24 protein-coding genes and 2 tRNA genes are annotated in these 24,349 nt (G+C 48.0%); 15 read left to right on the top strand and 11 right to left on the bottom strand.

Features of this window, described 5'->3' with window-relative positions:
• Window positions 1-29: 29 nt before the first annotated feature.
• From BM613_RS08760 to BM613_RS08750, 3 genes are all read right to left on the bottom strand, one after another.
• Window positions 30-407, bottom strand: a complete 378-nt coding sequence (locus tag BM613_RS08760) for a hypothetical protein (RefSeq protein ID WP_181362996.1) — start codon at window positions 405-407, stop codon at window positions 30-32.
• Between the two features lie 183 nt (window positions 408-590).
• Window positions 591-1,394 (bottom strand): G1 family glutamic endopeptidase, encoded by an 804-nt coding sequence (locus BM613_RS08755; RefSeq protein ID WP_181362995.1) that lies wholly within the window; start codon window positions 1,392-1,394, stop codon window positions 591-593.
• A gap of 148 nt (window positions 1,395-1,542) precedes the next feature.
• Window positions 1,543-2,079: a phosphatidylglycerophosphatase A family protein gene (locus BM613_RS08750; protein ID WP_109430798.1), complete on the bottom strand. Its 537-nt coding sequence runs from the start codon at window positions 2,077-2,079 to the stop codon at window positions 1,543-1,545.
• A gap of 133 nt (window positions 2,080-2,212) precedes the next feature.
• On the opposite strand from BM613_RS08750, the gene BM613_RS08745 reads away from it, so the two are divergent.
• From BM613_RS08745 to BM613_RS08735, 3 genes are all read left to right on the top strand, one after another.
• Window positions 2,213-4,621 carry a GNAT family N-acetyltransferase gene (locus BM613_RS08745; RefSeq protein ID WP_109430797.1) on the top strand — a complete coding sequence of 803 codons (2,409 nt, stop codon included), beginning with the start codon at window positions 2,213-2,215 and terminating at the stop codon, window positions 4,619-4,621.
• Window positions 4,622-4,668: 47 nt separating this feature from the next.
• On the top strand, window positions 4,669-5,415 hold the full coding sequence (locus tag BM613_RS08740) for an NAD-dependent protein deacylase (protein WP_109430796.1): 747 nt from the start codon (window positions 4,669-4,671) through the stop codon (window positions 5,413-5,415).
• Between the two features lie 65 nt (window positions 5,416-5,480).
• Window positions 5,481-5,885, top strand: a complete 405-nt coding sequence (locus tag BM613_RS08735) for a DUF5684 domain-containing protein (protein ID WP_109430795.1) — start codon at window positions 5,481-5,483, stop codon at window positions 5,883-5,885.
• 104 nt (window positions 5,886-5,989) lie between these two features.
• On the opposite strand, the gene bshB2 is transcribed toward BM613_RS08735, so the two are convergent.
• The 4 genes from bshB2 to BM613_RS08715 all read right to left on the bottom strand — a co-directional run bounded on the left by bshB2 (window position 5,990) and on the right by BM613_RS08715 (window position 9,373).
• Window positions 5,990-6,652 (bottom strand): bacillithiol biosynthesis deacetylase BshB2, encoded by a 663-nt coding sequence (gene bshB2 / locus BM613_RS08730; RefSeq protein WP_109430794.1) that lies wholly within the window; start codon window positions 6,650-6,652, stop codon window positions 5,990-5,992.
• A gap of 91 nt (window positions 6,653-6,743) precedes the next feature.
• Window positions 6,744-7,094, bottom strand: a complete 351-nt coding sequence (locus tag BM613_RS08725; RefSeq protein ID WP_109430793.1) for a YojF family protein — start codon at window positions 7,092-7,094, stop codon at window positions 6,744-6,746.
• 114 nt (window positions 7,095-7,208) lie between these two features.
• On the bottom strand, window positions 7,209-8,243 hold the full coding sequence (locus BM613_RS08720; protein WP_109430792.1) for an extracellular solute-binding protein: 1,035 nt from the start codon (window positions 8,241-8,243) through the stop codon (window positions 7,209-7,211).
• Window positions 8,244-8,263: 20 nt separating this feature from the next.
• Window positions 8,264-9,373, bottom strand: coding sequence for a substrate-binding domain-containing protein (locus BM613_RS08715; RefSeq protein WP_109430791.1), 1,110 nt, complete (start codon window positions 9,371-9,373; stop codon window positions 8,264-8,266).
• 249 nt (window positions 9,374-9,622) lie between these two features.
• On the opposite strand from BM613_RS08715, the gene BM613_RS08710 reads away from it, so the two are divergent.
• The 3 genes from BM613_RS08710 (at window position 9,623) to BM613_RS08700 (ending at window position 11,549) form a co-directional block, all read left to right on the top strand.
• The gene (locus BM613_RS08710) at window positions 9,623-10,093 is read left to right on the top strand and encodes an HAD family hydrolase (protein ID WP_109430790.1); all 471 of its coding nucleotides are present in this window, start codon (window positions 9,623-9,625) and stop codon (window positions 10,091-10,093) included.
• Between the two features lie 279 nt (window positions 10,094-10,372).
• Entirely contained in the window at window positions 10,373-11,059 is a 687-nt protein-coding gene (locus BM613_RS08705; RefSeq protein ID WP_109430789.1) for a FadR/GntR family transcriptional regulator, read from the top strand.
• 43 nt (window positions 11,060-11,102) lie between these two features.
• Window positions 11,103-11,549: an MgtC/SapB family protein gene (locus BM613_RS08700; protein WP_109430788.1), complete on the top strand. Its 447-nt coding sequence runs from the start codon at window positions 11,103-11,105 to the stop codon at window positions 11,547-11,549.
• Between the two features lie 480 nt (window positions 11,550-12,029).
• On the opposite strand, the gene BM613_RS08695 is transcribed toward BM613_RS08700, so the two are convergent.
• From BM613_RS08695 to BM613_RS08685, 3 genes are all read right to left on the bottom strand, one after another.
• A tRNA-Lys gene (locus tag BM613_RS08695) sits at window positions 12,030-12,101 on the bottom strand.
• Between the two features lie 116 nt (window positions 12,102-12,217).
• Window positions 12,218-12,697, bottom strand: coding sequence for a hypothetical protein (locus tag BM613_RS08690; protein WP_109430787.1), 480 nt, complete (start codon window positions 12,695-12,697; stop codon window positions 12,218-12,220).
• 205 nt (window positions 12,698-12,902) lie between these two features.
• A tRNA-Arg gene (locus BM613_RS08685) sits at window positions 12,903-12,977 on the bottom strand.
• A gap of 205 nt (window positions 12,978-13,182) precedes the next feature.
• Here BM613_RS08685 and thiD point away from each other — a divergent pair.
• Entirely contained in the window at window positions 13,183-14,001 is an 819-nt protein-coding gene (gene thiD / locus BM613_RS08680; RefSeq protein ID WP_109430844.1) for a bifunctional hydroxymethylpyrimidine kinase/phosphomethylpyrimidine kinase, read from the top strand.
• 60 nt (window positions 14,002-14,061) lie between these two features.
• Window positions 14,062-14,874, top strand: coding sequence for a L,D-transpeptidase (locus BM613_RS08675; RefSeq protein ID WP_109430786.1), 813 nt, complete (start codon window positions 14,062-14,064; stop codon window positions 14,872-14,874).
• A 52-nt stretch (window positions 14,875-14,926) separates the two neighbouring features.
• Here the strand turns inward: BM613_RS08675 and BM613_RS08670 are convergent, their stop codons facing one another.
• The gene (locus BM613_RS08670; RefSeq protein ID WP_109430785.1) at window positions 14,927-15,763 is read right to left on the bottom strand and encodes a pyrroline-5-carboxylate reductase dimerization domain-containing protein; all 837 of its coding nucleotides are present in this window, start codon (window positions 15,761-15,763) and stop codon (window positions 14,927-14,929) included.
• A 210-nt stretch (window positions 15,764-15,973) separates the two neighbouring features.
• On the opposite strand from BM613_RS08670, the gene rpoN reads away from it, so the two are divergent.
• From rpoN to eno, 7 genes are all read left to right on the top strand, one after another.
• Window positions 15,974-17,326 carry an RNA polymerase factor sigma-54 gene (rpoN, locus tag BM613_RS08665; RefSeq protein ID WP_181362994.1) on the top strand — a complete coding sequence of 451 codons (1,353 nt, stop codon included), beginning with the start codon at window positions 15,974-15,976 and terminating at the stop codon, window positions 17,324-17,326.
• A gap of 144 nt (window positions 17,327-17,470) precedes the next feature.
• Window positions 17,471-18,517, top strand: coding sequence for a sugar-binding transcriptional regulator (locus BM613_RS08660; RefSeq protein ID WP_109430843.1), 1,047 nt, complete (start codon window positions 17,471-17,473; stop codon window positions 18,515-18,517).
• 77 nt (window positions 18,518-18,594) lie between these two features.
• The gene (gap, locus tag BM613_RS08655) at window positions 18,595-19,608 is read left to right on the top strand and encodes a type I glyceraldehyde-3-phosphate dehydrogenase (protein WP_109430783.1); all 1,014 of its coding nucleotides are present in this window, start codon (window positions 18,595-18,597) and stop codon (window positions 19,606-19,608) included.
• Window position 19,609: 1 nt separating this feature from the next.
• The gene (locus tag BM613_RS08650; RefSeq protein ID WP_109430782.1) at window positions 19,610-20,791 is read left to right on the top strand and encodes a phosphoglycerate kinase; all 1,182 of its coding nucleotides are present in this window, start codon (window positions 19,610-19,612) and stop codon (window positions 20,789-20,791) included.
• A gap of 21 nt (window positions 20,792-20,812) precedes the next feature.
• A complete protein-coding gene (tpiA, locus tag BM613_RS08645; protein ID WP_109430781.1) occupies window positions 20,813-21,601 on the top strand; it encodes a triose-phosphate isomerase in 789 nt (262 codons plus the stop codon).
• A gap of 33 nt (window positions 21,602-21,634) precedes the next feature.
• A complete protein-coding gene (gene gpmI / locus BM613_RS08640; RefSeq protein WP_109430780.1) occupies window positions 21,635-23,182 on the top strand; it encodes a 2,3-bisphosphoglycerate-independent phosphoglycerate mutase in 1,548 nt (515 codons plus the stop codon).
• Window positions 23,183-23,193: 11 nt separating this feature from the next.
• On the top strand, window positions 23,194-24,349 hold a 1,156-nt coding region (gene eno / locus BM613_RS08635; protein ID WP_109430779.1), incomplete at its 3' end, for a phosphopyruvate hydratase.

Below are 24,349 nucleotides of genomic sequence, written 5' to 3'. Positions count from 1 at the left end.
AATCGATTTCAGTGTTGGACGCACTGTTTCTAAGACTGTACTTGAACGTGAAATGGCTGGGAGAACTGGCCGGTTGTCGTCATACCTGTGATCGTGAGCGTCCATGGACCTGCCATGACAAACACGAGTGTTCCGGTAAATACTCCTGACTCTCGTTGTGTTAACCGAACAATGGGTACAGGCATGCTCATGTCAGGCATGCTTTCTTTAATTTGAACAGAGCTTAGAAGAGATGCTGTATCCGTGTTCGAATGCAGGAGTACACGGATAGAAATCGGATGTAGAGCCAGCAAGTGAGAGGGCGACAATGTAACAAGTAGCGTGGCTGCTCCTTGGCGAGCACTCATCGTAGTATCTTGTTGCTGTGGACTCGCGATTTTTGGTGCGCACCCAGTGATGCTGCTCATACTGAAAAAAAAGAACAGGAGCAAGGCCCACTTTCGTATCATAAGGCATGTGCATCCTCTCTGCAGAAACTGTGACGCGGATTTAATTTTTTTGTGTCATTTTACTATGTATATTGTAGCGAAGTTTCGATTAGATGTCATGTGGGGCGTATTGCACTGTTTTTCACGCCCCATTGCTTACGATTACATATTTTTAGGATTTTCAGGGGGGCTTGGAGGCGTGTCTCCATAATGGACAGAGAAAGCGTCCCCTCGTGTGCTGGGTGTTGAAGGAGTAGAAACCCATTGTCCACTTTGGATCAATACTCCAGCTTCAGATGGAGTGAGGTGAGGATTTTGATCGTTTACAAGAAGAGAATGGAAGGTTACCATTCCATAATCCGCCAAAGTCGTGAGTTCTCCGTTTAAAGTAGGCGCTTCTTCGATCCATTCAACTGAAGTTTGTGGGCCTAAGTAGTCAATTTCTTTTTGCTCGAACGACCACCTTTGTGTCTGGTTGTTGAGTGTGATTGTCCAAGAGCCATTTGCTTGTTTTGCAATTTTCGCTTCGATCTGATCACCTGCAACAACTGGATATTGGGTAGTGTCTAGTGGCACTTCGGGGGCAGGGAGAACTTCCCACCAGGCGAAATATTGTGGTTGTCCGTTGACATTGTTTTGCGCGGTACCTACCTGAATGAGTTGATGATTGGTAAATCCATCAATGCCGATCCATGTTGCTGAATAGGTGTTGGATGAACTGCATGTATTGCGGAAACCAAGGAAGTCAGCCAACCATGTCCAAAAATCTGTGATTTGGGGGGTGCTACTGTTTTGCGGTGTCACTTGAGGTACACACCAAGTTGCAGAGATGCTTGTGTAAATTCCCTGTGTATTTGTACTTATGGCATAACCAGACCAGTTTTCTGAACTCCAGCCATAGGTGGTGTTTGAGGCATTTACGACTGGATGATCAGCAAGTGGTGTGCGACAATGGCAGCTACTCATCACTGTGTCTCCTCTCATAGGTGCTCACTCTTGGAATAAAGTGAAGACACTCTATGGTATGGAGACAAGGGACGAAGAGTTTTGGCGCATGTCCATCGCCAATCGCACATTTCGTGCTGCTGGATGAAAAAATCTATGCGGGTTGTGGCTATGGCGTAGGGGGATTTGCGAGTGAAGCAGCTTCCTCCAATTGTGTGCGATGGCGATGAGCCAAGCGACTTGCGGCTGCGGCTGCAACTGCACCTACTAAATCATCCATGAAGGTATGGACGTGCTTAGAGGAGTGATTGTTTAATTCAGCGAGTACACCATATTTGATTTTATCGATGTAACCATAATTGGTGTATCCGATACTGCCGTAGATATTCAAAATCGAGAGGGCAAGAATTTCGTCAACGCCATATAGGCTCTCATCGGATTCGATAATGGATTGAATGGGTTCGGATAACAATTTCTTTTCTGCCAACATATCAAGTTCGGCACCCGTGAGGATGGCATTTTGTACTTCCCTTTTACTCAAAACATGTTGGATACTCTCTTCGCACATTTCGATTGTTAAATTTGGGATGTAAGGGTCTTGTAAGTGTTTTGTAATTTCAGCGATGGAGCGAATCGATACATTGCGTTGTGCCAGTATGGCAAGGGTGGCTTCGTAGATCGTCTGACTGGGGACAAAAGATTCCATATTTACGTTCCGCCTCTCTAGATGCATCATTCATCGAGTTTCATTTTACCGTAGTTTTGAAGGAAATGTTTGCATTTTACCTGAAAAATCATTCATACTTGAAGTTAGGTGTCAAGTGTCGGGGGGATTTCACATGCAGCAAATAATACTTCGTGATGGGCGTGTTGCAGAACTGCGCGTAGCTAAGGATGACGCGCATGATCGGGCATTGATTCGCGATCTCGCAGCGCGTGTCTCCGCAGAAAGTCTTTATTTTCGATTTATGCATGTGGTCAAAGAAGTGCGCGAGGATCTCATCACCGCAATGATTGGCGATGGCGGGCCTAATGCGCTTGGCCTGCTTTGCATGGCTGGGGATGAGTTGATTGCCATTGGCAATTATGTGCGTTTAGGTTCAGGCGAGACTGCTGAAGTCGCCTTTCTTGTTGACGATAAGATCCAACAAAAAGGGATTGGCACATTATTGCTCGAGTATCTGGCAGAGACGGCTTGGAACCACGGAATTGTGCGTTTTGAAGCCTATGTGCTGCGCGATAATACACCGATGTTAAGTGTGTTTCGCGCAAGTGGCTATGAACTTGTCAGCAAAATCGAATCTGATACGGTGCACCTCTATCTATCGCTGTCGCACACAGAAAAATTTCGCAGGTTGCGTGAGATGCGTGAAAAGCGTGCGACAGTTGCCTCTCTAAAGCCATTCTTTGAACCAAGCAGTATCGCGGTGGTCGGTGCGTCAAAAGATCCAACACATCTCGGACATATTTTACTGAAAAATATTTTGCAAAGTGATTATACAGGAACGGTCTATCCGATTCACCAAACGGCGTCGTCGGTTTCTGCCGTGCGCGCTTACAAAAGCGTCTTATCTGTGCCTGAGACGATTGATCTAGCAATGATTGCAGTTCCTGCAGCACAAGTAAGTGCGGTTGTGGACGACTGCTTGAGTGCAGAGGTACGGGCGATTATCATTGTGGCGTCCGGTTTTTCCGATCGCGGTCCGGAAGGGGCAGCACTCGAACAAGAAATTGCGCGCAAGATTCGGGGAGCTGGGCGAAGAATGATTGGCCCTAGCAGTTTAGGCGTGTTAAATTTAACAGAAGCGATTCACATGAATGCGAGTTTCTCTCCTATTCTCCCAGTCGGGGGAAGCCTTGCCATTGCGAGTCACTCGGGGGCACTTGGCATCGCTGTCCTTGAGTATGCCAACCGCATCGGCGTTGGGGTATCTAGCTTTGTAAGTCTTGGCAATCGCGTTGACGTTTCAGGCAATGACCTCTTGCAGTATTGGGAAGATGATCCAGACAGTAAAATCATTGTGCTATATCTCGAATCCTTTGGCAACCCGCGCAAGTTCTGGCGTATTACGCGACGTATTGCGCGCAAGAAACCGATTATTGTGGTGAAAAGCGCTCGTACGGCAAGCGCGTTTTCCTTGTCAAAAACAAGGCAAAGTACGCTGGCTGCACCCGATGCGGCGGTTGATGCCCTCTTTCGCCAAGCAGGGATCATTCGTGTCAATACGCTGCTTGAACTGTTTGATGCGGCCGCTTTACTTAGCTATGCACCACTGCCGCGTGGCAGGCGGGTGGCAGTGGTAACCAATACTGCGGGTGGAGCGGTGCTTACTGTGGATACGATTCTGCGGGAAGGTCTCGAATTTGTAAGCCCTGTAATCAATTTGGGTTTTGAAGCTTTGGCAGAAAGTTATCGCGAAGTGTTGCCGCAAGTATTGCGCGATCCTAGTGTCGATGCCGTAATGGTGATCTTCACACCCGTGAGTGCTACGGATCAAGAAGGTGTCATTAAAGCAATTGCTGAAGCGGTGCAAGAAGTACGCCAAGAATATGAACAACTGGGGCAAACGAATGAACTAAAGCCGATAGTTGCGAACTTTTTGACGCCAGGCAATGACTTTGTCCACTATATCTGTGCAGGATCCATGCGAATTCCCGTCTATCCGTTTCCAGAACACGCAGTACGCGCACTTGCGAAAGTTACAATTTATGCGGAATTTTGCCGAACAGAACCTGGCGTTTTGCCGGTTTTTGAGGCAATTGACACGGATCAGGTACGCGCGTTTATCCGGCGTAACTTGCGTGAGGAGTTGTCTTTTTTGCCTCCTGAGCAGGCTTTGCAGTTGCTGTCCTTACTAGGAATCGTGACTGCGCCTGCAAAACAGCCTGATGCGCGTACCCTTTGGTTAGAGATTAAAGTAGATGCGCTGTTTGGCCCGTTAATTACTTTGCATGCATTCCATGATTTTGGTGCGACAAGTGACGAAGTATGGCAAATTAAATCTGTGACACGCATTATGCCACTGACAGATCTCGATGCCAGAGAAATGGTCGAGGCTGTCCTGAATCCTTGGCAATTGCAGTCAGGCAGTGCGCGTGGACTCATGAGCATGTTGATGAGGTTCTCCGTGTTGATTGAAGCGGCGCCAGAAGTTGCGCAAGTGACATGTCGCCGGATTGAACTGAGTGAGGAAAAAGCTTTTGCGGTGGAGTTTGAGATCGGGGTACAGGCAGTTCCTGCGCGATAGGTGATAACTAGGGCAACTGCGGACACGTAAATGAAGGAGAAAAATGCATGCCAGATGTGATCCAACAGCTTCGTGGACTCTTTTCGCGTAATCAGCGAATCGCGGTGTTGTCAGGTGCAGGAATGAGCACAGAATCGGGGATCCCTGATTTTCGCTCGGAACAGGGGTTGTGGCAAGATCCTCGCGTTGTATCTATGATGACGGAGAGGTATCTGCATGCGCATCCTGATAACTTTTGGCGGGAATTTAAGCGCGTGTTCATGAATGAAGAGTATCGACACGCAAAGCCGAATGCCGGGCATCTTGCTTTGGCACAACTCGAACAAATGGGAAAACAAGTTCAGATTTTTACTCAAAATGTGGATGGTTTGCATCAAGCTGCAGGGAGTACAGATGTGCATGAATTGCATGGCAGTATCTACTATGCGGAATGTCCACGCGGTCATGGCCGCTACGATGCAGATTATCTACTCGAGCAAGAGGTGCCGCGTTGTTCTTTTCGCGAGGCAGACGGACAGCCATGTAACGCAGTTCTCGAACCAGACGTCGTTCTCTTTGGACAGATGGTCAAAGGATTTGAAGAGGCCTTTTATGGTGTTTTGCGTTCAGAATTGCTTCTTGTTTTGGGAACGTCACTTACAGTGGATCCCGTTGCGAGTTTGCCACAGTACTTAATTAAAGGGCATCATCATCTTGTGGTGATTAATCTAGAGGAGACGTATATTGATGACAAGGCGGATTTGATCATTCGCGCAAAAGTTGGCGAGACACTCGCGGCAGCGCTTCGCATATAACAGAAGAGTTGGCGTGTTTTAAGCATAGGATGTGCACAGTGGAAAGAACGGGGGTGCTCTGCCAAATGAATATTACTCATATGTATTACCATTCGGTAGTTCCAAGTGGTGTGTATTGGCTACTCTATCTCTATGCAGGGACTGTAAATTATATCTTATATCGCAAGGCGCGTGTGGATCTTGCGTGGTTCGCGTACATTCCTTTCTTGTCGTTATTTCCTTTACTATGGACGATACGAAAAAGTGCATGGAATGTTTTATGGGTATTTGTGCCGATTGCCAATGTGATTTTCTTGCTCATTTGGGCTGCCCGCTTTTTTCATGTGTTTGGCATGAGTCGGTGGGTGTTGATCTTATTTTTTATCCCTTGGATCGGTCCATTGCTTTTACTCGTGATTTTATCGATCATGGCCTTTTCTCCAGCATACTTTTACGATCCACGCAGAATTACATGGCCGACAGTCATGTGACAATCGTCGCGGAAAATGTCAGCGGGCGCTTCGGACTGTATGTGAGATGAGATCCGAAGCGTCCGTTGATCGCAAGAAGATTTACCACATGCGCCGTAAAGCGGTCAAGTGCGATAGATCCAAAATCGCTCCATTTTTAAGGTCTGTTCAACTTTTTCTTTCTTCTTAGGATCCTGTAAGTCTCTTTCGATTTTCTCCATCATGGCTTCTGACTGTGAACGATGAGCACGCATCGCGGCGAGCTTAATCTCTAAAACTTCGGAGACGTCATTTACGATATCTGGAGAGCCCAGTGCTTCAACAGCATTCTTGGTCACGGCAGAACCGTATATCACAGGTCGCTGTGCTTGTGGCAGACGTTTGACCGCGTGTACGGTTGCTCGAGAAAGTCCATCGTGGTCAGGATGAACGCCATGCTCAGGGTAGTAGGTCATGACAACTGAAGGGGAGAGTTCACGCAGTACGGTTTCAATGCGGTCGGCGAGTGCTTCTGGATCTTCAAACTCCACGGTTTTATCACGCAATCCCAGTAGTCGCAAGTCTTTGATTCCTAAGATTGCGCAGGCGTCGCGGAGTTCCTTCTCGCGAATCGTTGGAAGCGTTTCGCGAGTCGCAAAAAAAGGTTTCCCCATATTTCTTCCCAACTGTCCTAACGTGCCACAAATCAGTGTAACAGGGATTCCCGCTTTTGTATAAAGAGCGATCGTTCCCGCCTTTCCGAACGTTTCATCATCCGGATGCGGGAAGACAGCTAACACGTGTTCCATCTGCGTCTTCCTTTCTGAAGTAAAGATCTGAAGGCAAGAGATTGCAAGATTGAACTGCCCTCCATGGTATCCGTGTATAAATCGCAATCAGTTACATAGGAAAAGGAGTTTCGCTCAATTCAAAGGCAATTGCCAATCTCCCTTCACTGTCATGGCCTGCGACAAGCAGACGACCTTGCGAGTCCATCTCCCAATCCGTCAAGCCCTCCGCATAGACCCACCCATCTTCCATTTTAAGGCCAATGCGATATGGCCCTGTGCCAGCGATGGTTCCCCGTTCATAACGTATCTTCCCGTTTCGAATGTACGCGCACACAGCCATCGGAGACTCAGAGCGCAGGGCGGCATAGGCGCCATTGGTCGTTTCCAAGTGCAAGTAAAGGGGTTGACCCTGCCACTTGTCAAGGACAGTCTGAATCGCTTCGCGTTGGATTGCTTCCATATATGAATCCTCCGTAGGTTATTCTGTAAGCGATGTGAGAGCTGCGTTTCCACAGCTCTCACCCTAACTACTTATTATTATACTGCTGTTGTAAAGCACACGGTTTGGGAGAAGTTATTGCAAAGAAAGTTCGTGCATAAGTGATGGTGGAATTGCATTTTTATTGCCGTAGATCATGGGCTTTGTGAGTTGGTACCCGTTTTGTTGATAGAGAGCTAACCCTTGTTTCGATAATAAATAAGTCATAAAGGCGAGACCAGCTTTTGGATATGGAGTGTTGCGAACGGGAGTCACATAGATTTCAAGTGGTGCTCCTGTGATGGTTTTGCCATTGCTTAACTGCAGATGTGCAGTTGCATAGATTGCCTGATCTGACGGATCGCCAAAATTAATGGTGGCTGGGAGTGTGATGTAAGGGAGATGACGCTGTATAGCTTCGGATAAAAAGGCACTGGATGCGTCTAATTGACCTGCCTGCAGGCGAGACAAAATGGATTCTTCAGAGAAGATTTGTGTTGGATTCTCGAGACTGCCGAGAACTTTGTGCGCTGTTCCTGCGGGCAGATGCTCATATTTCTCAGCCAATTGCATCATCATGACGAATGCTTGTCCTTGCGGATCGGTATTGGGATTCGTGCGTCCCAAGTGGAAATTTTTATTCTCCATGAGTGAGAATAAACGAGTGAGCGGCTGTTGTCCTGTCGCGATCGCGTTGAGTGTCTTTGCAAAAGGACTTACTGGTGAATAGGCAATGACAAGAGGGGAACTGGCAAAGCCAATCGCATAAGAAGTAAAGTGTGGTTGCAGTAAGCGAATAGGCGCTGTGCCTACGCTTTCGAAGACATTCGGTGTAATTTGTCCACTTGTAATGAGGTGAGCGATGCCAAAGGAACCACCGCCTCGTCCTTCATATGCGATGCCAGTAAAACGAGTAAATGCAGGACCGACTTTTGTGTCATTGACTAGTTGCAAAGACCCAGCGTATGCGACGTTTGCGGTTCCTAAGGGGTTGGTTTGCCTGCTATTTGTAGGGTTTGATGCGGACTGAGGTGCCGCAGTTTGTGATCCACATCCCGTGAGAACAAGCGACAGTACAAAAGCTGAAAAGGTGTGAGTGATGGTTTTTGTCATGGATTTGTTACGTTTCATGAATATCAATTCTCCTTTATTTAACACGTAGAGTTTCCAGTTTCGATCATCATGCCCGTTTGGCAGATGTCATAAGGTCCAAAGCGACTGAGATCCCAACGAAAAGGATCGGAATAGAGAAGTGAGAGTGTTCGTTCGACATTTGCATCCACTGCAACGTCTGGGATGAGCAAATCGCAGACCTCTTCATGGATTGGGAGAAAGTCAAGTTTCGCAAGTGTTGCTGCACTCTCCATGGCGATCCCTACATCGGCTGCGCCAGAAGTGATCGCGTCGACAACTTGTAAATGACCTGCTACCTCATAACGGTAACCAGGGAGAGTAGATCCTGCGATCCCGTGTGTGGTCAGTAAGCGATCAAGTGTTGTGCGAACACCTGCGCCTTTAGGGCGATTGACCAGTCGCAAACGTTTGTGGGTGAGATCTTGCACATCGCGAAAGCCATGAGGATTGCCCGCAGCTACGACCCAACCGATTCGCCAGCTGGCAAACCGAATGCGGCGGTGAGCAAAAGAAAAGTCTGTAAGCGCAGATTGTACAGGGGATCCACTCGGAAAATGGAGGGCAGCAACGTGAGCGAATCCTTGAGTAAGCTTGTGCAGAGCTTGTCGATTATCTGCGTTATACCACACGGCTTGTGTTCCTTGATGTTGGCACTCGACGTACTCGGCAAGTAGGCCAAGAGCAATGTCGCAGCCCGCAAGTACGATTGACTGTGCAGACGACTGCACAGGGATCAGTTCAACGCGTACATGGCGTGTGTCTAAACGCTCTCGGATTACTCCGGAAGCGGGGTGGGATTGAAGGCGCTGGCCTTGCAAGACGGTTGCGAGATGTGCAGTGCGCGTCTTTCCAATCTTTGTGACGATGACACGGTCTCCTGGGCGCCATTCATTTTCTGAGTTATCCACGGTGGCGATTACTTCTAACTTGTTTGTGGTTTCCTCAAATAATTCTTCGACAGAGACGCCAAAGATGCGTGCGAGACGCAGGGCAATCGCTGTGCTAGGAACCACTTGGTTGCTTTCAATACTGCTGATGGCTTGGCGTGTCACGCCAGCTTGCTCGGCTAAATCCGCTTGAGAAAATCCAAACTTTGAACGGAAGGAACGGATGTGGTTGATGAGCATAGAAGTCACCTCGAGACGCAATACGTCTTACATGGATCGGCGCAAATATAATAGCATAAATAGCAAATAAATTTGTCAGTTGTTTTAAATCTCTCGTAGGGGTAGACCTTGAGTGAGCTATGGCGAATCCATGTCTCTCTTGTGACAATAGATGTACGATTCGAGGAGAGGGACTCACAAGGAATTGCGCCTATGATACACTTAATTTCCACTAGATGTAACTGTTCGAGAGGGTTTGGAGGGAAAAACATGCTTGAGGTAAACATTCCTGGACGAGAAGTATGGCGACTCGATGTACTTTTATTGGATTACAATGGAACCATCGCTTGCGATGGAAAGTTACTCCCTGGAGTTGAACACTCGATTTTAAAACTGTCGACCACATTTGCTATCTACATTGTAACGGCGGATACGTTTGGATCTGTAGCGAAGATGTGCGCAGATTTACCTGTTCATATTCATCGTTTGACATCTGTAGACCATACAAAGGAAAAGGCGGATTATTTGCTGCAGTTTGATCCAAAGCGCGTCGTAGCGATAGGCAATGGTAGAAATGATGCGGCGATGCTACAAACTGCACAATTAGGCATTGCTGTAATGGGGAATGAGGGATGTGCGGTGCAGACTTTGTTGGCGGCAGATCTCGTTGTACAATCGATTCATGATGCCTTTAGCGTATTGGAACATCCCAATCGTTTAATTGCCAGTCTTCGTAGCTAGTACGAGACTTTGCGATCCTACGTTGACAAGTTTTGACCTCGTTTTGTAGGATGAAAAGGTGAAAGTTTCTCTCCTTTGTGATCCATTCTTCTTTATGTAGATGCAGCGACAGCAAGAAAGTCACACCATCGACCGACCGACAGGATAGCTGCGGTTTTTTGTTTTTTGGAAAGTATAAATTTGGATGAGGTGAAAAGCCGGGATCATGCCTCTGTGTTGTGCAGGTGTAGTGAAGGTATCGGCGATGTTTTTGCAACGAATGAGTCGAGGTGCTTGTGGATGTTAAAAGAACTGAAAGAGATACGACCCAAAAAAACATATGAGCAAGTTGCTGAGTCACTGCGAAATCTCATCTACAATGGGACGTATAAGCCAGGAGACAAGCTTCCAACACTGGTTCAGATTTCTGAGCAGTTGAATGTGAGTAAAGCTACTGTGCGCGAGGCGTTGTCTGCCTTGCAGGCAAATGGTCTCATTATTGTTCGTCACGGAGAGGGCTACTATGTTTCACAAGTCGATATGGATCCTTTTCAACGAGCGATGAGCGGCGTCATGTTGCTTGCCGATGATTTGAGACAATTGACCGAGGTTCGGCGTATTTTAGAAGTTGGCGCCTGCCGTTTAGCCGCTTTACATCGCACGTCAGAGGATCTGCTTTTACTAGAAGAGCTTCTGCAAGCGATGCGTCATGAAGACACAGAAGAAGTAGTGCGCGCGGATGCGCAGTTCCATTTGGCGATTGCTAGAGCTGCAAAAAATCAAGTGCTCTATGCGCTGTTGCAAACGATGGCACCAATTATGCAGCAATCTATGGTGCAATCGCAGATTTTACGCAGTACGGATTGGGATTTAGTACAAGAACATGAAACGATCTATCAGTCGATCTATACACAAAATGGCGAACTTGCTGCCGAAAGCATGCTGCGTCACTTGGATAGCGTATTACGTTATACGGCGCGTGGATAAGCAGAGTAGGGCGTGAGTGCGCCGACTTAGGGGAGATGTCAATTTGCAGTGGGACTTATATCTTCGCCTCGTTGCCTCACTCGGATTTGGTTTCCTTGTAGGCCTCGAACGTGCGCGCAAAGGGAAGGCAGCAGGAATTAGAACGCATTCATTGGTTGCTATTGGCTCATGTCTTGTCATGATTATTTCCACCATGCCACCTAATGGGGAAAATAAAGACATGATGCGCCTTGCCGCGCAAGTAGTGAGTGGCATTGGATTCCTCGGGGCGGGTGTCATCTGGGTTGATCGCAAAAATGTCAAGCGTGGATTGACAACGGCGGCAAATTTATGGGTGACTGCTGCTGCAGGACTGGCACTAGGCTATGGTTTGTATCGTATTACGCTTGTGACAGGGATTCTTGTGTTTATTGCCATGCATTCTCAGGGCATTGCATTTAAACTAGGGTTACTCCCTTCCCCAGTCAATCAGGATGATGAAGGGGAGTGACAAGTAGCCACTGAGCTTGTTTGATCTGTCGTGAGTAAAGAGAGGGATATCGTGTTCACGCGCATGCTCCGTCAGTATTTTTTATATTGATAGAAAAATCTATTTGTGTTAATATCCTGATAGCTGTTGCGGAGTCAAGTGTACCCCAATTCATTGACTAAACCAGCCGTGTGCCAGAGCGTAGATCGAGTCGCTTGGGCACACTCTTTTTATCTAAATATTTATGTAAGCAATTTTAATGTGTGCATTCAGACAACAAGGGGGAAGTAACAAAAGAGGCCTGCAGGATGGCCTCTTTTGACAATGGAATGAGGAAAGGCAGACAATGCACGATCGCTCAGCAATTTGATTGTAAATGATGAAGCGTAACTACACATGGTCCGTTCGGACTAAAATTACTTGTGCGAAGTACTAGATGCGTCCAACAACAAAACCATCCAGATATCGGATGGTTTTGCGGTGAATCGTGAGTATGAAAAATGGGCCATGAAGGACTCGAACCTTCAACCTGCCGATTAAGAGTCGGATGCTCTACCATTGAGCTAATGACCCACATTGTGCATGTCTCAAAGTATAGCTTGCTGTCACTATGAAATCAAGTTTTCGATTGATAGGCACACTCACAAACACCATTGTACCCGTGGAGAAAATCGATCATTATTTGACGCTTATTCATCTGCTGGCTTAACCACAGCAACAATCGGACTGATTGTTGCTGTCAATTGTTCCTGTAATGCGGAAATCAAGGAGAGAGTCTGCGCATTGTCTTTCAGTTGTTGCTGAAGCATTGCGATTTCCTCATCTCGTTCTTTGTGCATGGCCTTTAGTTCCTCGAGTTCAGCAAGCGTAGCGTCGTGCGTCTGTTGTAAAACACTCTCCATGCGATCTCCTTGTTTTGTGGATACGAACGCCAGAACAGGGAGGGCTACTCCTTGAAAGAAAACAGAGACGATAAATAAAATCCAGCCTTGAGCCCCGATTGGCCGCTGTAATGCAAGTGCAAATAAAATAAGGACAGTGAGTCCCCAAAACAACCACATTGAGGATAACCATAGGGACATGTGGTCAGCGAGCCAATCGTTCATACCTCTTGTCACTTGACCTATACGATTTATGGATAAACGAAAAAAATGGAAAAGTTCACTCATCATGTCCCTCCAAAAGCATTGTATCAATTGTGCATATTCTATTTGCATTGTTCAAAACGATTGGGAGTCATTTAAGGAGTTTCGTACCAAGTAGAATGGAGTCAAATGATTAGAGGTTTCTAATCGAGACTTAACGAAGAGGAAAGGCTTGCATTGCAACCGCAACTTTAATCGGTCATTTGTGTTGCAATCAAATCGGTATTTATGGTGCGCCCGAAGGGAATCGAACCCCTACCTCAGGCTCCGGAGGCCTACGTCCTATCCATTGGACCACGGGCGCATAAGAGACTTTCATATTATACATGCTGAAAAGGCTTCATGCAAGGCATTTCGTTGTCGTGTCTCTGTTATGTGGAATAGTACTTGTGCGACAGCGCATCGCGTGGTACGGTGCTTTTAGCAGTTGTTCGTTCTCTGGTTATGTGACCTGAATTGAATGGGTGTGATGAAACGTGTGTGCTTATATACAGCAATTGCCGCGTGCGATGACTATCGCTGGATCAGATTCAGGCGGTGGTGCAGGAATCCAAGCGGATTTGAAAACATTTCAGATGCTAGGGGTTTTTGGAGTTAGTGCACTGACAGCTGTAACGGCGCAAAACACGCTTGGCGTGCAAGGGATTTATAACTTGCCTCCAGACTTTGTGCGTCAGCAAATCGATTCGATTGTGACGGATATTGGCGTGGATGCGGTAAAGACAGGAATGTTATCACAGCCAGAGATCATTGAAACGGTGGTCATGGCAGTCAAACACTATCGGATTGAAAAACTAATTGTTGATCCTGTAATGATCGCAAAGGGTGGCGCGCGTTTGCTTGCGCCAAATGCGGAGTCAGCTTTGCGTGAACAGCTATTGCCCATCGCTTATGTGGTAACGCCCAATATTCCAGAAGCAGAAGTGTTGACGGGGCGGCGGATTCTGTCGATTGAGGAGATGCGGGAAGCTGCGAAGCGCATTTGTGATCTGGGGGCGCAGCGTGTGGTGATTAAAGGAGGCCATATGCCCGGACCAGAGTCAATTGATGTGATTTATGATGGGATCGAGTTTGAGGAATTACACAGTGTTCGAGTAGAGACTAAAAATACACATGGGACAGGATGTACGTTTTCTTCTGCGCTGACTGCATGGCTGGCGCGAGGACAAGACTTTTTTGCTGCGGTGCACAGTGCCAAGCAGTTTATCAGTGCAGCGATTGCAGGTGCAATTCCGCTAGGGGAAGGGCATGGGCCGACAAATCACTGGGCCTATATGGAGCAAAAAATCAGCGATTCAGCGACATTTTTTGGACATGTGCGGCCGTAAGAACCGCAGACCATGAGATTTAAATAAGAGACTTTTGCGTGTGCAGGGGGTTTTCATTTGATGTGGAAGAGAATTTTTGGCGGTGTTGTCGTGTTGCTTGGCGCAGGGGTCTTGCTCACGCATCAAACGAGCGCATTTACTACTTTACAAAATGGGTATACCACAATCGTGGACAAGCTAGGCGGACATTTGGTTTTCGCGCAAAGTTCATCTGCTTTACAGTCTACTCACGAACAGAAAACGCGAGGTAAGGAGCAGTTAAAACCTACGACGGACAACGCACCCAAGCCAGATCCCATCGTAATGGACGGTGTCTATTTACGCTACAATCCTTATCGTCCTTCAGATGGTGCATATCCTGTACTCTCACCCAATGAGCGTGTTTGGATTGATGTAAGCATTGATCAGCAACTGGTATATATTTTCCATGGAAATCATCTGCTCTATACAATGATTACCTCCTCAGGGATTGATAAAGCGCCTGATTCAAGTACACCACTTGGTGTGTATCATATCCAAGCGGAGAGGGGCACCTGGTTTTATGCAGATCAGTACCAAATGGGTGCAAAATACTGGGTTTCTTGGCATGGACATGGCATCTTTTTATTTCACAGTGTACCGATGAATCAAGACCAGCAAGTTCTTCTCCATGTCGCTGCAAAATTGGGTCATCCCGCTTCAGAAGGTTGCTTCCATTTGACGATTCCTGATGCCAAATGGTTTTATGAACACATTCCCTATCATACAGAGGTCGTCGTCGAACAAGGACCCGTGCAATTGCTCGGGCGCACGCTTTATAATCCCAGTTCTGTACAGCGCTTAGCTGAACAAGCGACCATGAAAAACGCCGTGACAGAGACAACGGCGAGGTAGTTCGATGAGAAGCAAAAGGACTTAGGGGTGAATCGGCGAATTGTAAAGTGGTTTAGCGTGTGTCATCTGCACTGTGTGTTAAGTTTTCTTGTTTTCTTTGGGTGGCTTCAAGAACGCGTATAAAAAGGTTTTTCTCTGTCGCTTCAAGTACATGGAGGCCAGCTTCTGTGATTCCACCTGGGACAGCGACTCGAGTGATAATCTCTTGTAGTGTCATTTGCTTTTCTGTGATAAGACGCCCTACCCCTTCTGCCATCGCTGCGAGCAAGTGCTGTGCAATGGGTTCGGGAACTCCATGCTGTTTGGCGGCGTCAGTAAATTGTAAAAGCCAATAGGCTATGAAGGCTGGGCCGCAACTTGTCAGGTCGGAGTAGACGCGTGTTTGCGTCTCTTCGATCAGATGAGGTTCACCGATGCGACGAAGTAGTGCAAGTAGTTGTTCTTCATCCTCGTGAGTTAATCGGTTTCCTGGCATAAAAAGAAGAATACCTGACCGTACAGTTTGGGTGATGCTTGGAATGACTTTGGCTACTTTGCAAGGCAACTGTGCTTCTAGGTCGCGCAGCGTGTAGTGACTATTGATTGAAATGATGTATTGATGTGGTTGTACCTTGGTGCGAATTGAGGTGAGAACGCTTGGCAAATCCTTTGCATTGGTGCAAAGGAAAGTGACATCCGCTTGTTCAACCACGCTTTCTGAATCATCGCACAGTGTGATGCTCATAGGGAATTGATCTTCTAGGCGTTGTGCTTTCCTTTTGGTTCGATTGTGGATGAACAGATGCGCAGTTCCTGCTTCACAAAATGCAGTTGCAAGCATTCCCCCCATGTGACCTGTTCCGATGATGCCAATGTGCACGATGACGCCCCCTTTTTCGTTTTCTGACATTCCTGTACTTCTATCCTATGCACAGAAATGCGTATTTAGGTAGGCAGAGATCGTATGCCGAGTTTGACTTCTTGCAATTTGCATGAAAAAACTTCTGAACATCCCTGTTTTTAAAACATCGTGTGAAATATAATAAATCATAGAGTAGTTGGCCTAAAACTTGCTTATGGAAATTTGCGGCGATCCGAGATTCTTGTGGAGGCGATGCAAGTGCAACAGGGGTATCGATTGGTACAACAGCAAGTACAGCGTCTGGCACTCACGCAGACGCTCCAACAAGCGATAGCGATTTTGCAGATGTCGACGCATGAACTCTGGGAACTGGCAACGCAAGCGATCACGGATAATCCGCTGCTCGAATGGCCAAAGCGAGAGCGACAAGAGCGAGCGCGTTTGCGGGGACTTGGTCGGCAAAGTGATGCGGCGGTGTACGCGGTCGCGCATCGTTCAAAACTTGATGCAGTGCTGCGTGAGCAGTTGGCGATGCAACACATCTGTGAACGCCAGCGTAGACTCGTCGATTATTTGATCGATTGTCTCGATGAACGAGGATATTTAAGCATTTCCGAGGAAGAAATAGCGGCACATTTGCGTGTTCCAAAAAGCGAGGTGCTGTATGCACTGTGGATTTTGCAAGGGTTTGAACCCCACGGGGTAGGGGCGCGTAGTTTACAGGAATGCTTGCTCTTGCAATTAAACGCACGCATGGGACAATGTGAACGGGCACAGCGACCATTGTTTGAATTAGCGAAGCGGATGCTGACAGATGACTTAACGCAATTGCGCGCCACAGGTTCACATGTCAAGCTCGCGCAAAAGTATCACTGTTCAGAGACGCAATGTCAACAAGCAATCCGTCTGATTCAATCGCTCGATCCGCGTCCAGGTTGGCAGTATGCGGCGGATGATGTGCAGTATATTTATCCAGATGTCATTGTGACCAAGCTTGGAACAGACTATGTCGTGACAGCAAATGATTTAGCGCTTCCTCAGTTGCGCCTAAGCGAAGAATATACAGAATTTCTAAACCAGAAGCGTGGAAGTGAACTGCGGGATTATGTGGCGCGTCAGACGGGGCTTGCTCAAGCGTTTGTCCGTGGCATTGAGGCGCGCAAGCGCACAGTGCAGCGTGTCGCTGAAATGATCGTACACTATCAACGCGATTATTTTGAATTCGGGGATGCAATGTTGAAACCGCTTACTTTAAAAATGGTAGCAGATGAACTCGGTCTGCACGAATCGACTGTGAGTCGCGCGGTTTCCGGAAAATACGCACAGACACCACGTGGCATCTTTGAACTAAAGCACTTTTTTTCAGCGCGTCTCATTTCTAGTGGACAGGAAGAGGGGGTGTCGGCGGCGAGTGTAAAGGCGCAACTGAAATTTCTCATCGACCGTGAAAATCGTAGCGAACCGTTTACGGATCAACAACTTGCAGATCAGTTGAAGCAAAGTGGCATTCGAGTTTCGCGCCGCACCATTGCAAAATATCGGGAGGAATTGAACATCCCAAACTCTGCACAACGGCGCCAAGTGGAGTCGGATATGGCGGCGGGAAGTTGAGGTAAACTTCCATTGCTGCGTTTTTCTCTTGTTTCCCTTGCTTGCGAAATATAGTACAATATATCGCGGGACGATTTTTGATCTATGCGGGACAGATAGAGGCCTGCAAGTCTCTTATATGCAGGTGCATGCTTGCTGGAACACATGTGGGGAGCGATTCACTTGGATTTACTGCAAGCAAGTCAGCGCCTCGTGCCCGAGTTAGCTCTTAAGCTGCGCTCTCGCTATCGCGTTTTGCAGCGAATTTTTTTGCATCAGCCGATTGGGCGTCGCAGTTTAGCGCAAGTGCTTGGCACCACTGAGCGAATCTTGCGCGCAGATGTGGAATTGTTTAAAGAGCAAGGGCTCATCGACGTGGGGCCTATGGGAATGTCCGTCACAGATGTGGGGGAGGCGTTGTTGGCTGATCTTGATAAAGTGATCCGGAAGCTGGATGGCCGTCGCGAACTAGAACAGCGTCTATCAAACGCGCTTGGCATTCCACGGGTGACAGTTGTTCTTGGGGACAGTGAACAAGATGAAGCGGTAATGCGTGACATTGGTCATGCCGCGGCGCAAATTTTGCAAGGGTATATTCATCCGCCGTGTACTGTGGCCGTTACTGGAGGATCGACCATGGCTGCCTTGGCAGATATGATGCCAAAATCGATGACTCCACAAAATGTAGAGTTTCTCCCGGCACGTGGTGGGCTTGGCGAGCGCGTAGAGCTATTAGCAAATACGATCGCCTCGCAACTTGCTGAAAAACTCGGCGGTACATATCGCATGTTTCATGTACCAGAGTCTTTGAGTAAGCCCACAGTGGAGCGATTGTCAAAGGAGCCTGCAATTTCAGAGATGGCAGAGCGCATACGAACTGCAGATATTGTGGTTCATGGCATTGGTGATGCGCTTACGATGGCACTCAGACGCCAGTTGGATGACGACACGATTGCAAAATTGCAGGCAAGCGGCGCTGTCGCTGAAGCGTTTGGCTATTATTTTGATGCGCATGGCCACAGCGTATATATGATGAACACTGTCGGCATGAGGCTTGATGATCTTGCGGATATTGGGACTGTCATTGCGGTGGCTGGCGGTCGTGCTAAGGGAGCGGCGATTCGGGCGGCGGCAAGAGCGTATGCGATGGATGCGCTGGTCACTGATGAGGGGGCTGCGCGGGCGATTCTTGAACAGACACAGTTGTCCTAAGGTGCATGTGAGAAGGCGCACGTTTTATTCGCTTTATACTTTCTGTGAAACAATACAAAATCTAAGGAGCGATTGGAATGGCAGTGAAAGTGGGTATTAATGGATTTGGGCGAATTGGGCGCAATGTGTTTCGTGCGGCGTTTTCGCGTAATGATGTAGAGGTTGTGGCGGTCAATGATCTGACAAACGCCGAAACACTCGCGATGTTATTGAAATACGATTCAGTGCATGGGATCTTCCCGCATGATGTAAGTGCAGATGGTTCTGATCTTCTTGTCGATGGGCGCCGTGTTAAAGTATTTGCTGAGCGCAATCCGGGGGATTTGAAATGGGCAGATGCAGGGGTAGAGATTGTTGTAGAGTCGACAGGCCTGTTTACAGATAAAGAAAAGGCGCTGGCACACATCGCGCAAGGAGGAGCTAAGAAGGTAATCATCTCAGCGCCTGCGAAAAATGAGGATATCACCATTGTCATGGGGGTCAATCACGAAAAGTACGACGCAGCGAGTCATCATGTGATCTCAAACGCTTCTTGCACAACAAACTGTCTGGCGCCGATTGCAAAAGTTTTGCATGAGCAATTCGGCATTATTCATGGGCTTATGACTACTGTCCATTCGTATACGAATGACCAGCGCATTCTCGATTTGCCACATAGTGATCTGCGACGGGCACGCGCCGCAGCACTGTCGATTATCCCGACCACTACAGGGGCGGCAAAAGCAGTTTCGCTCGTCTTACCGGAATTAAAGGGCAAGCTAAACGGATTTTCCATGCGTGTTCCAACACCAAACGTCTCTGTCGTCGATTTGAACGCGGAACTGCAAAAGTCTGTTACGGTGGAGGAAGTAAATCAGGCACTGCGTGCAGCTGCAAAAGAAGGCCCACTTAAAGGATTCCTTGATTATACGGATGAACCGCTCGTTTCACGTGATTTTAATGGCAATGCGTATTCGTCAATCGTCGATGGTTTATCTACGATGGTTATTGAAGGGACAATGGTGAAAGTTGTTTCTTGGTATGACAATGAGTGGGGTTATTCAAATCGTGTCGTCGACCTTGCGGCATATGTAGCGGAGCGCGGGTTGTAGGATGGAGAAAAAAACATTACGCGATATCGAGGTCCGAGGTAAACGCGTTTTTGTGCGTGTAGATTTTAACGTTCCGCTTGATGGGGAAAAGATTACGGATGACACGCGCATTCGTGCTGCCTTACCCACCATTCAAGAACTGCGCCAAAAAGGTGCGCGCATTATTTTGGCAAGTCACTTGGGGCGACCAAAAGGTCAGGTCGTTCCCGGTTTATCTTTGCGCCCTATTGCAAAACGTTTAGAAGAATTGTTGGGTGGACCAGTGTTTTTTAGCGAGGATAGTGTTGGTGCAGGGGCTCTTGCAAATGTGATGAAACTGCGTGAAGGCGACGTACTTTTGTTGGAAAATGTACGTTTTCATTCAGGAGAAGAAAAGAATGATCGTGAGCTCGCAGCGGAATTTGCGAAACTCGCTGATCTCTATGTGAATGACGCATTTGGAGCTGCGCATCGTGCGCATGCGACAACGGAGGGGATCGCGCATTTTTTACCTGGCGTCGCAGGGCTCTTGATGGAGCGTGAACTTTCGGTGATGGGTGCGGCACTTGCACATCCAGAGCGGCCGTTTGCGGCGATTATCGGCGGTGCAAAAGTGAGTGATAAAATCGCTGTGATTGAAAATCTGCTCGCTAAGGTTGATCGTTTGTTGATTGGCGGAGGGATGGCGAACACATTTCTTGCGGCACAAGGATATGCACTTGGCAAGTCTTTGGTAGAATCTGATCGAATCCAGGTTGCACGGGAACTGATTGATCAGGCACGGACGATGGGCAAGGAGCTTTTGTTGCCTGTTGATCTCGTACTCGCCACGGCATTTGCTCCTGACGCGCCTGCACGCATCGGGGAGATTGACGATGTAAAAGCGGACGAGATGGCGCTTGATATCGGTCCCAAGACTAGTCAGTTGTATGCAAAAGCGGTGATTACTGCAAAAACAGTCATTTGGAACGGGCCTATGGGTGTATTTGAAATGGAACGTTTTGCGGCGGGGACGAATGCGGTTGCACAAGCGATGGCAGAAGTACAAGGGACGACGATCATAGGCGGCGGAGATTCAGTTGCTGCGGTAGAAAAGGCAGGGCTCGCCGAGCGGATGACGCATATTTCCACAGGTGGTGGAGCTTCGCTGGAGTTTCTAGAAGGTAAAACACTCCCTGGGGTTGCCGCGTTGCAATCTCGATAGAGAAAGGCGGGGCGCATGTAGATGCGGACCAAGTTAGTTGCAGGCAATTGGAAAATGTATAAAACATTGCGGGAAGCGCGGTCGTTTTCAGAGCAACTTACAGAATTTGCCGATCTTCTTTTGAATACACGTCATGAGTCGCTCATTTGTGCGCCTTTTACTGCGCTATTTGGTTTGCACGATCAATTGGCGCAAATGCATGTGAAGCTTGGTGCACAGAATATGCATGAAATGGCTGAAGGTGCATTTACAGGAGAAGTCTCTGCACCGATGTTAAAAGAGTTGCAGTGTGAATATGTGATTCTTGGACATTCTGAGCGTCGCCAATATTTTGCTGAATCAGATGATGCAGTAGCAAGAAAGGCGATGACTGCACTGGATCAAATGCTTACTCCGATTGTCTGTGTGGGAGAAACGCTCGAAGAACGTGAGGCGGGTGCTACGCGGTCTGTGGTGAGTCGGCAATTAGGCCCGGTATTACAAGCTTTGAAGTCGCAGAGTGCAAAGGAACTCGATGCCACAGCTCTCGTGATTGCGTATGAACCTATCTGGGCGATTGGCTCAGGAAGATCCTCCGAAGCCAAAGACGCTGAAGAAGTAGCTGCATGGATTCGCAGTTTGGTGACCGCTTCGCTTGGCTCTGATGCAGCTTCGCAAGTGCGCGTCCTTTATGGCGGGAGCGTAAAACCGGAAAATATCGTGAGCTATGTGGAGCAACCAAATATCGACGGGGCACTTGTCGGGGGTGCGAGTCTACAGCCTGCCTCATTTGCTGCATTAGTGCAGCAAGTGGCGACGATCACTTCGTGATGCCGTTTTTGAATGGAAGAGGAGATGAATGCAATGAAAACGCCAAAACCGCTCGCACTGATTATTTTGGATGGCTTTGGATGGATTCCACAAACTAAAGGGAATGCTGTGCTGGCTGCGCGCACGCCAAATTTTGATCGTTATCGCACGATTTTTCCTTTTACTACACTTGGTGCGAGTGGTGAATCGGTAGGGTTACCGGATGGGCAGATGGGCAATTCTGAAGTGGGGCATTTGAACCTCGGGGCAGGGCGAATTGTTTATCAAGATTTGACGCGCATCAGTAAGTCCATTCGCGAGGGTGAATTCGCAAAGAATCCTGTGTTACAAGGTGCCGTTGAACATGTGCGCAGGCACGGATCAAAGTTACATTTTTACGGCTTGTTGTCGGATGGCGGAGTACACAGTCACATTGAACATCTGTATGCGCTCCTTGATATGGCGCGTGCAGCGAATATCGAAAAGGTGTATATCCACGCCGTTCTCGACGGACGCGATGTGCTGCCTTATACGGCTGTGCAGTATGTCAAAGATCTAATCGACAAATGCCATGCGACAGGAATTGGACAAATCGCCACGTTAATCGGACGCTATTATGCGATGGATCGCGATCGACGGTGGGAGCGGACAGAAAAAGCATATCGGGCAATGGTTTATGGAGAAGGACAACCTGTGCGTGATCCATTGCAAGGACTTGAAGCGAGTTATCAACAGTCTGTGACGGATGAATTCGTTCTTCCCCTTGTCGTAGTAGATGATCAGGATCATCCTGTAGGATTGATTGAGGAACATGATGCGGTTGTGATGTTCAATTTTCGTCCGGATCGCGCTGTGCAAATCTCGCAAGCGTTCACGAATGAAGATTTTCGGGGGTTTGATCGCGGGTCTCACTGGCCACATCCCTATTATGTCTGCATGACTTTTTTTAGTGAATCGGTAAATGGCTATGTCGCATATAAGCCGACCAATCTTGACAACACGCTCGGTGAAGTGCTTGCACAACAGCATATGACGCAGCTGCGGATTGCGGAAACAGAGAAGTTTCCTCATGTGACGTCATTTTTTAGTGGTGGACGAGAAGCGCAATTCGATGGAGAGGAGCGCATCTTGATTCCCTCGCCCAAAGTCGCCACATATGATTTGAAGCCGGAGATGAGTGCATACGAAGTGGCGGATGCCGCTGTGCAACGCATTGCCAAGGGTGGGCTCGATGTAATGATTTTAAATTTTGCCAATCCTGACATGGTGGGGCATACAGGGGTCATGGAAGCGGCAATCAAGGCGTGTGAGGCTGTAGATGAGTGTCTTGGTAAGGTGGTTGATACGCTCATTGCTGTGGGAGGGGCGGCCATCATCATTGCAGATCATGGCAATGCCGAGGTGATGATCGATGAAGCGTCCGGTCTGCCATGTACGACACATACCACGAATCCTGTGCCCTGCATTGTGACCCTCCCTGATGTAAGTCTTCGGACAAACGGGATTCTTGCAGACGTGGCACCGACTATGCTGCATCTGCTCGGGATACCCAAACCCCAAGAGATGACGGGGACATCCATCATCTCCTCGAATTTGGAATAGGAGGTTTTCGCATGACGGAAATTGACGATATTCGGGCGTTAGAGGTTTTAGATTCACGCGGTAATCCAACAGTAGAAGTCGAAGTGGTAGTAGAGAGTGGACATGTAGGCCGTGCAATTGTGCCCTCGGGCGCTTCTACAGGTGCGCACGAGGCTGTTGAGTTGCGCGATGGAGACGGAACTCGATATCTTGGAAAAGGTGTGACAAAGGCCGTCGCCAATGTCGAAGAAGTGATCGGCCCCGAATTAATTGGACTTGATGCTTGTGATCAACTTAGCATTGATCAACTCATGATTGAACTTGATGGGACAGAAAACAAAGGGAATTTAGGTGCAAATGCGATTCTTGGCGTTTCACTCGCTGTGGCGCGTGCGGCCGCCGCTGCACTGCAGTTGCCACTCTATCAATATTTGGGTGGAATGAATGCAAAACAGTTGCCCGTTCCTATGATGAATATTTTAAATGGCGGAAAACACGCGGACAACAATGTTGACATTCAAGAATTCATGATTATGCCAGTTGGTGCAGCAAACTTTCATGAAGGACTACGCATGGGCGCAGAGATCTTCCATCAGTTAAAGAGTGTTCTTAGCAAACAAGGATTAGCGACCTCAGTTGGTGATGAGGGTGGATTTGCACCCAATTTGCGTTCCAATGAAGAGGCTTTGCAAGTGATTTTAGAAGCTGTGTCTAAGGCGGGCTATCAACCTGGGAAGGATGTGCGTCTCGCGATTGATGTGGCCTCTACTGAAATGTACAAAGAAGGAGCTTACTATTTTTCTGGGGAGCAAGTCGTCCGCACGGCAGATGAATTGATTGCTTACTATGAGCATTTAGTTGCAAATTATCCGATCATCTCGATTGAGGATGGATTGGCAGAAGACGACTGGGATCATTGGGCGAAGTTGACGCAAGTTCTGGGTCAAAAAGTGCAACTTGTCGGGGATGATTTGTTTGTGACCAATACCAAGCGCTTAGCGCGCGGGATCGAGCAGGGAATAGGAAATTCGATTCTTGTGAAAGTCAATCAAATTGGCACATTGACCGAGACGTTTGACGCCATTGAAATGGCAAAACGCGCAGGTTATACAGCGATTATTTCACATCGTTCGGGCGAGACAGAAGACTCGACGATTGCTGATCTAGCAGTCGCGACGAACGCCGGAC

The organism is Sulfoacidibacillus thermotolerans (assembly GCF_003144315.1).
GTDB lineage: Bacteria > Bacillota > Bacilli > Alicyclobacillales > SLC66 > Sulfoacidibacillus > Sulfoacidibacillus thermotolerans.
This window is presented reverse-complemented; position numbering and strand designations above follow the sequence as displayed.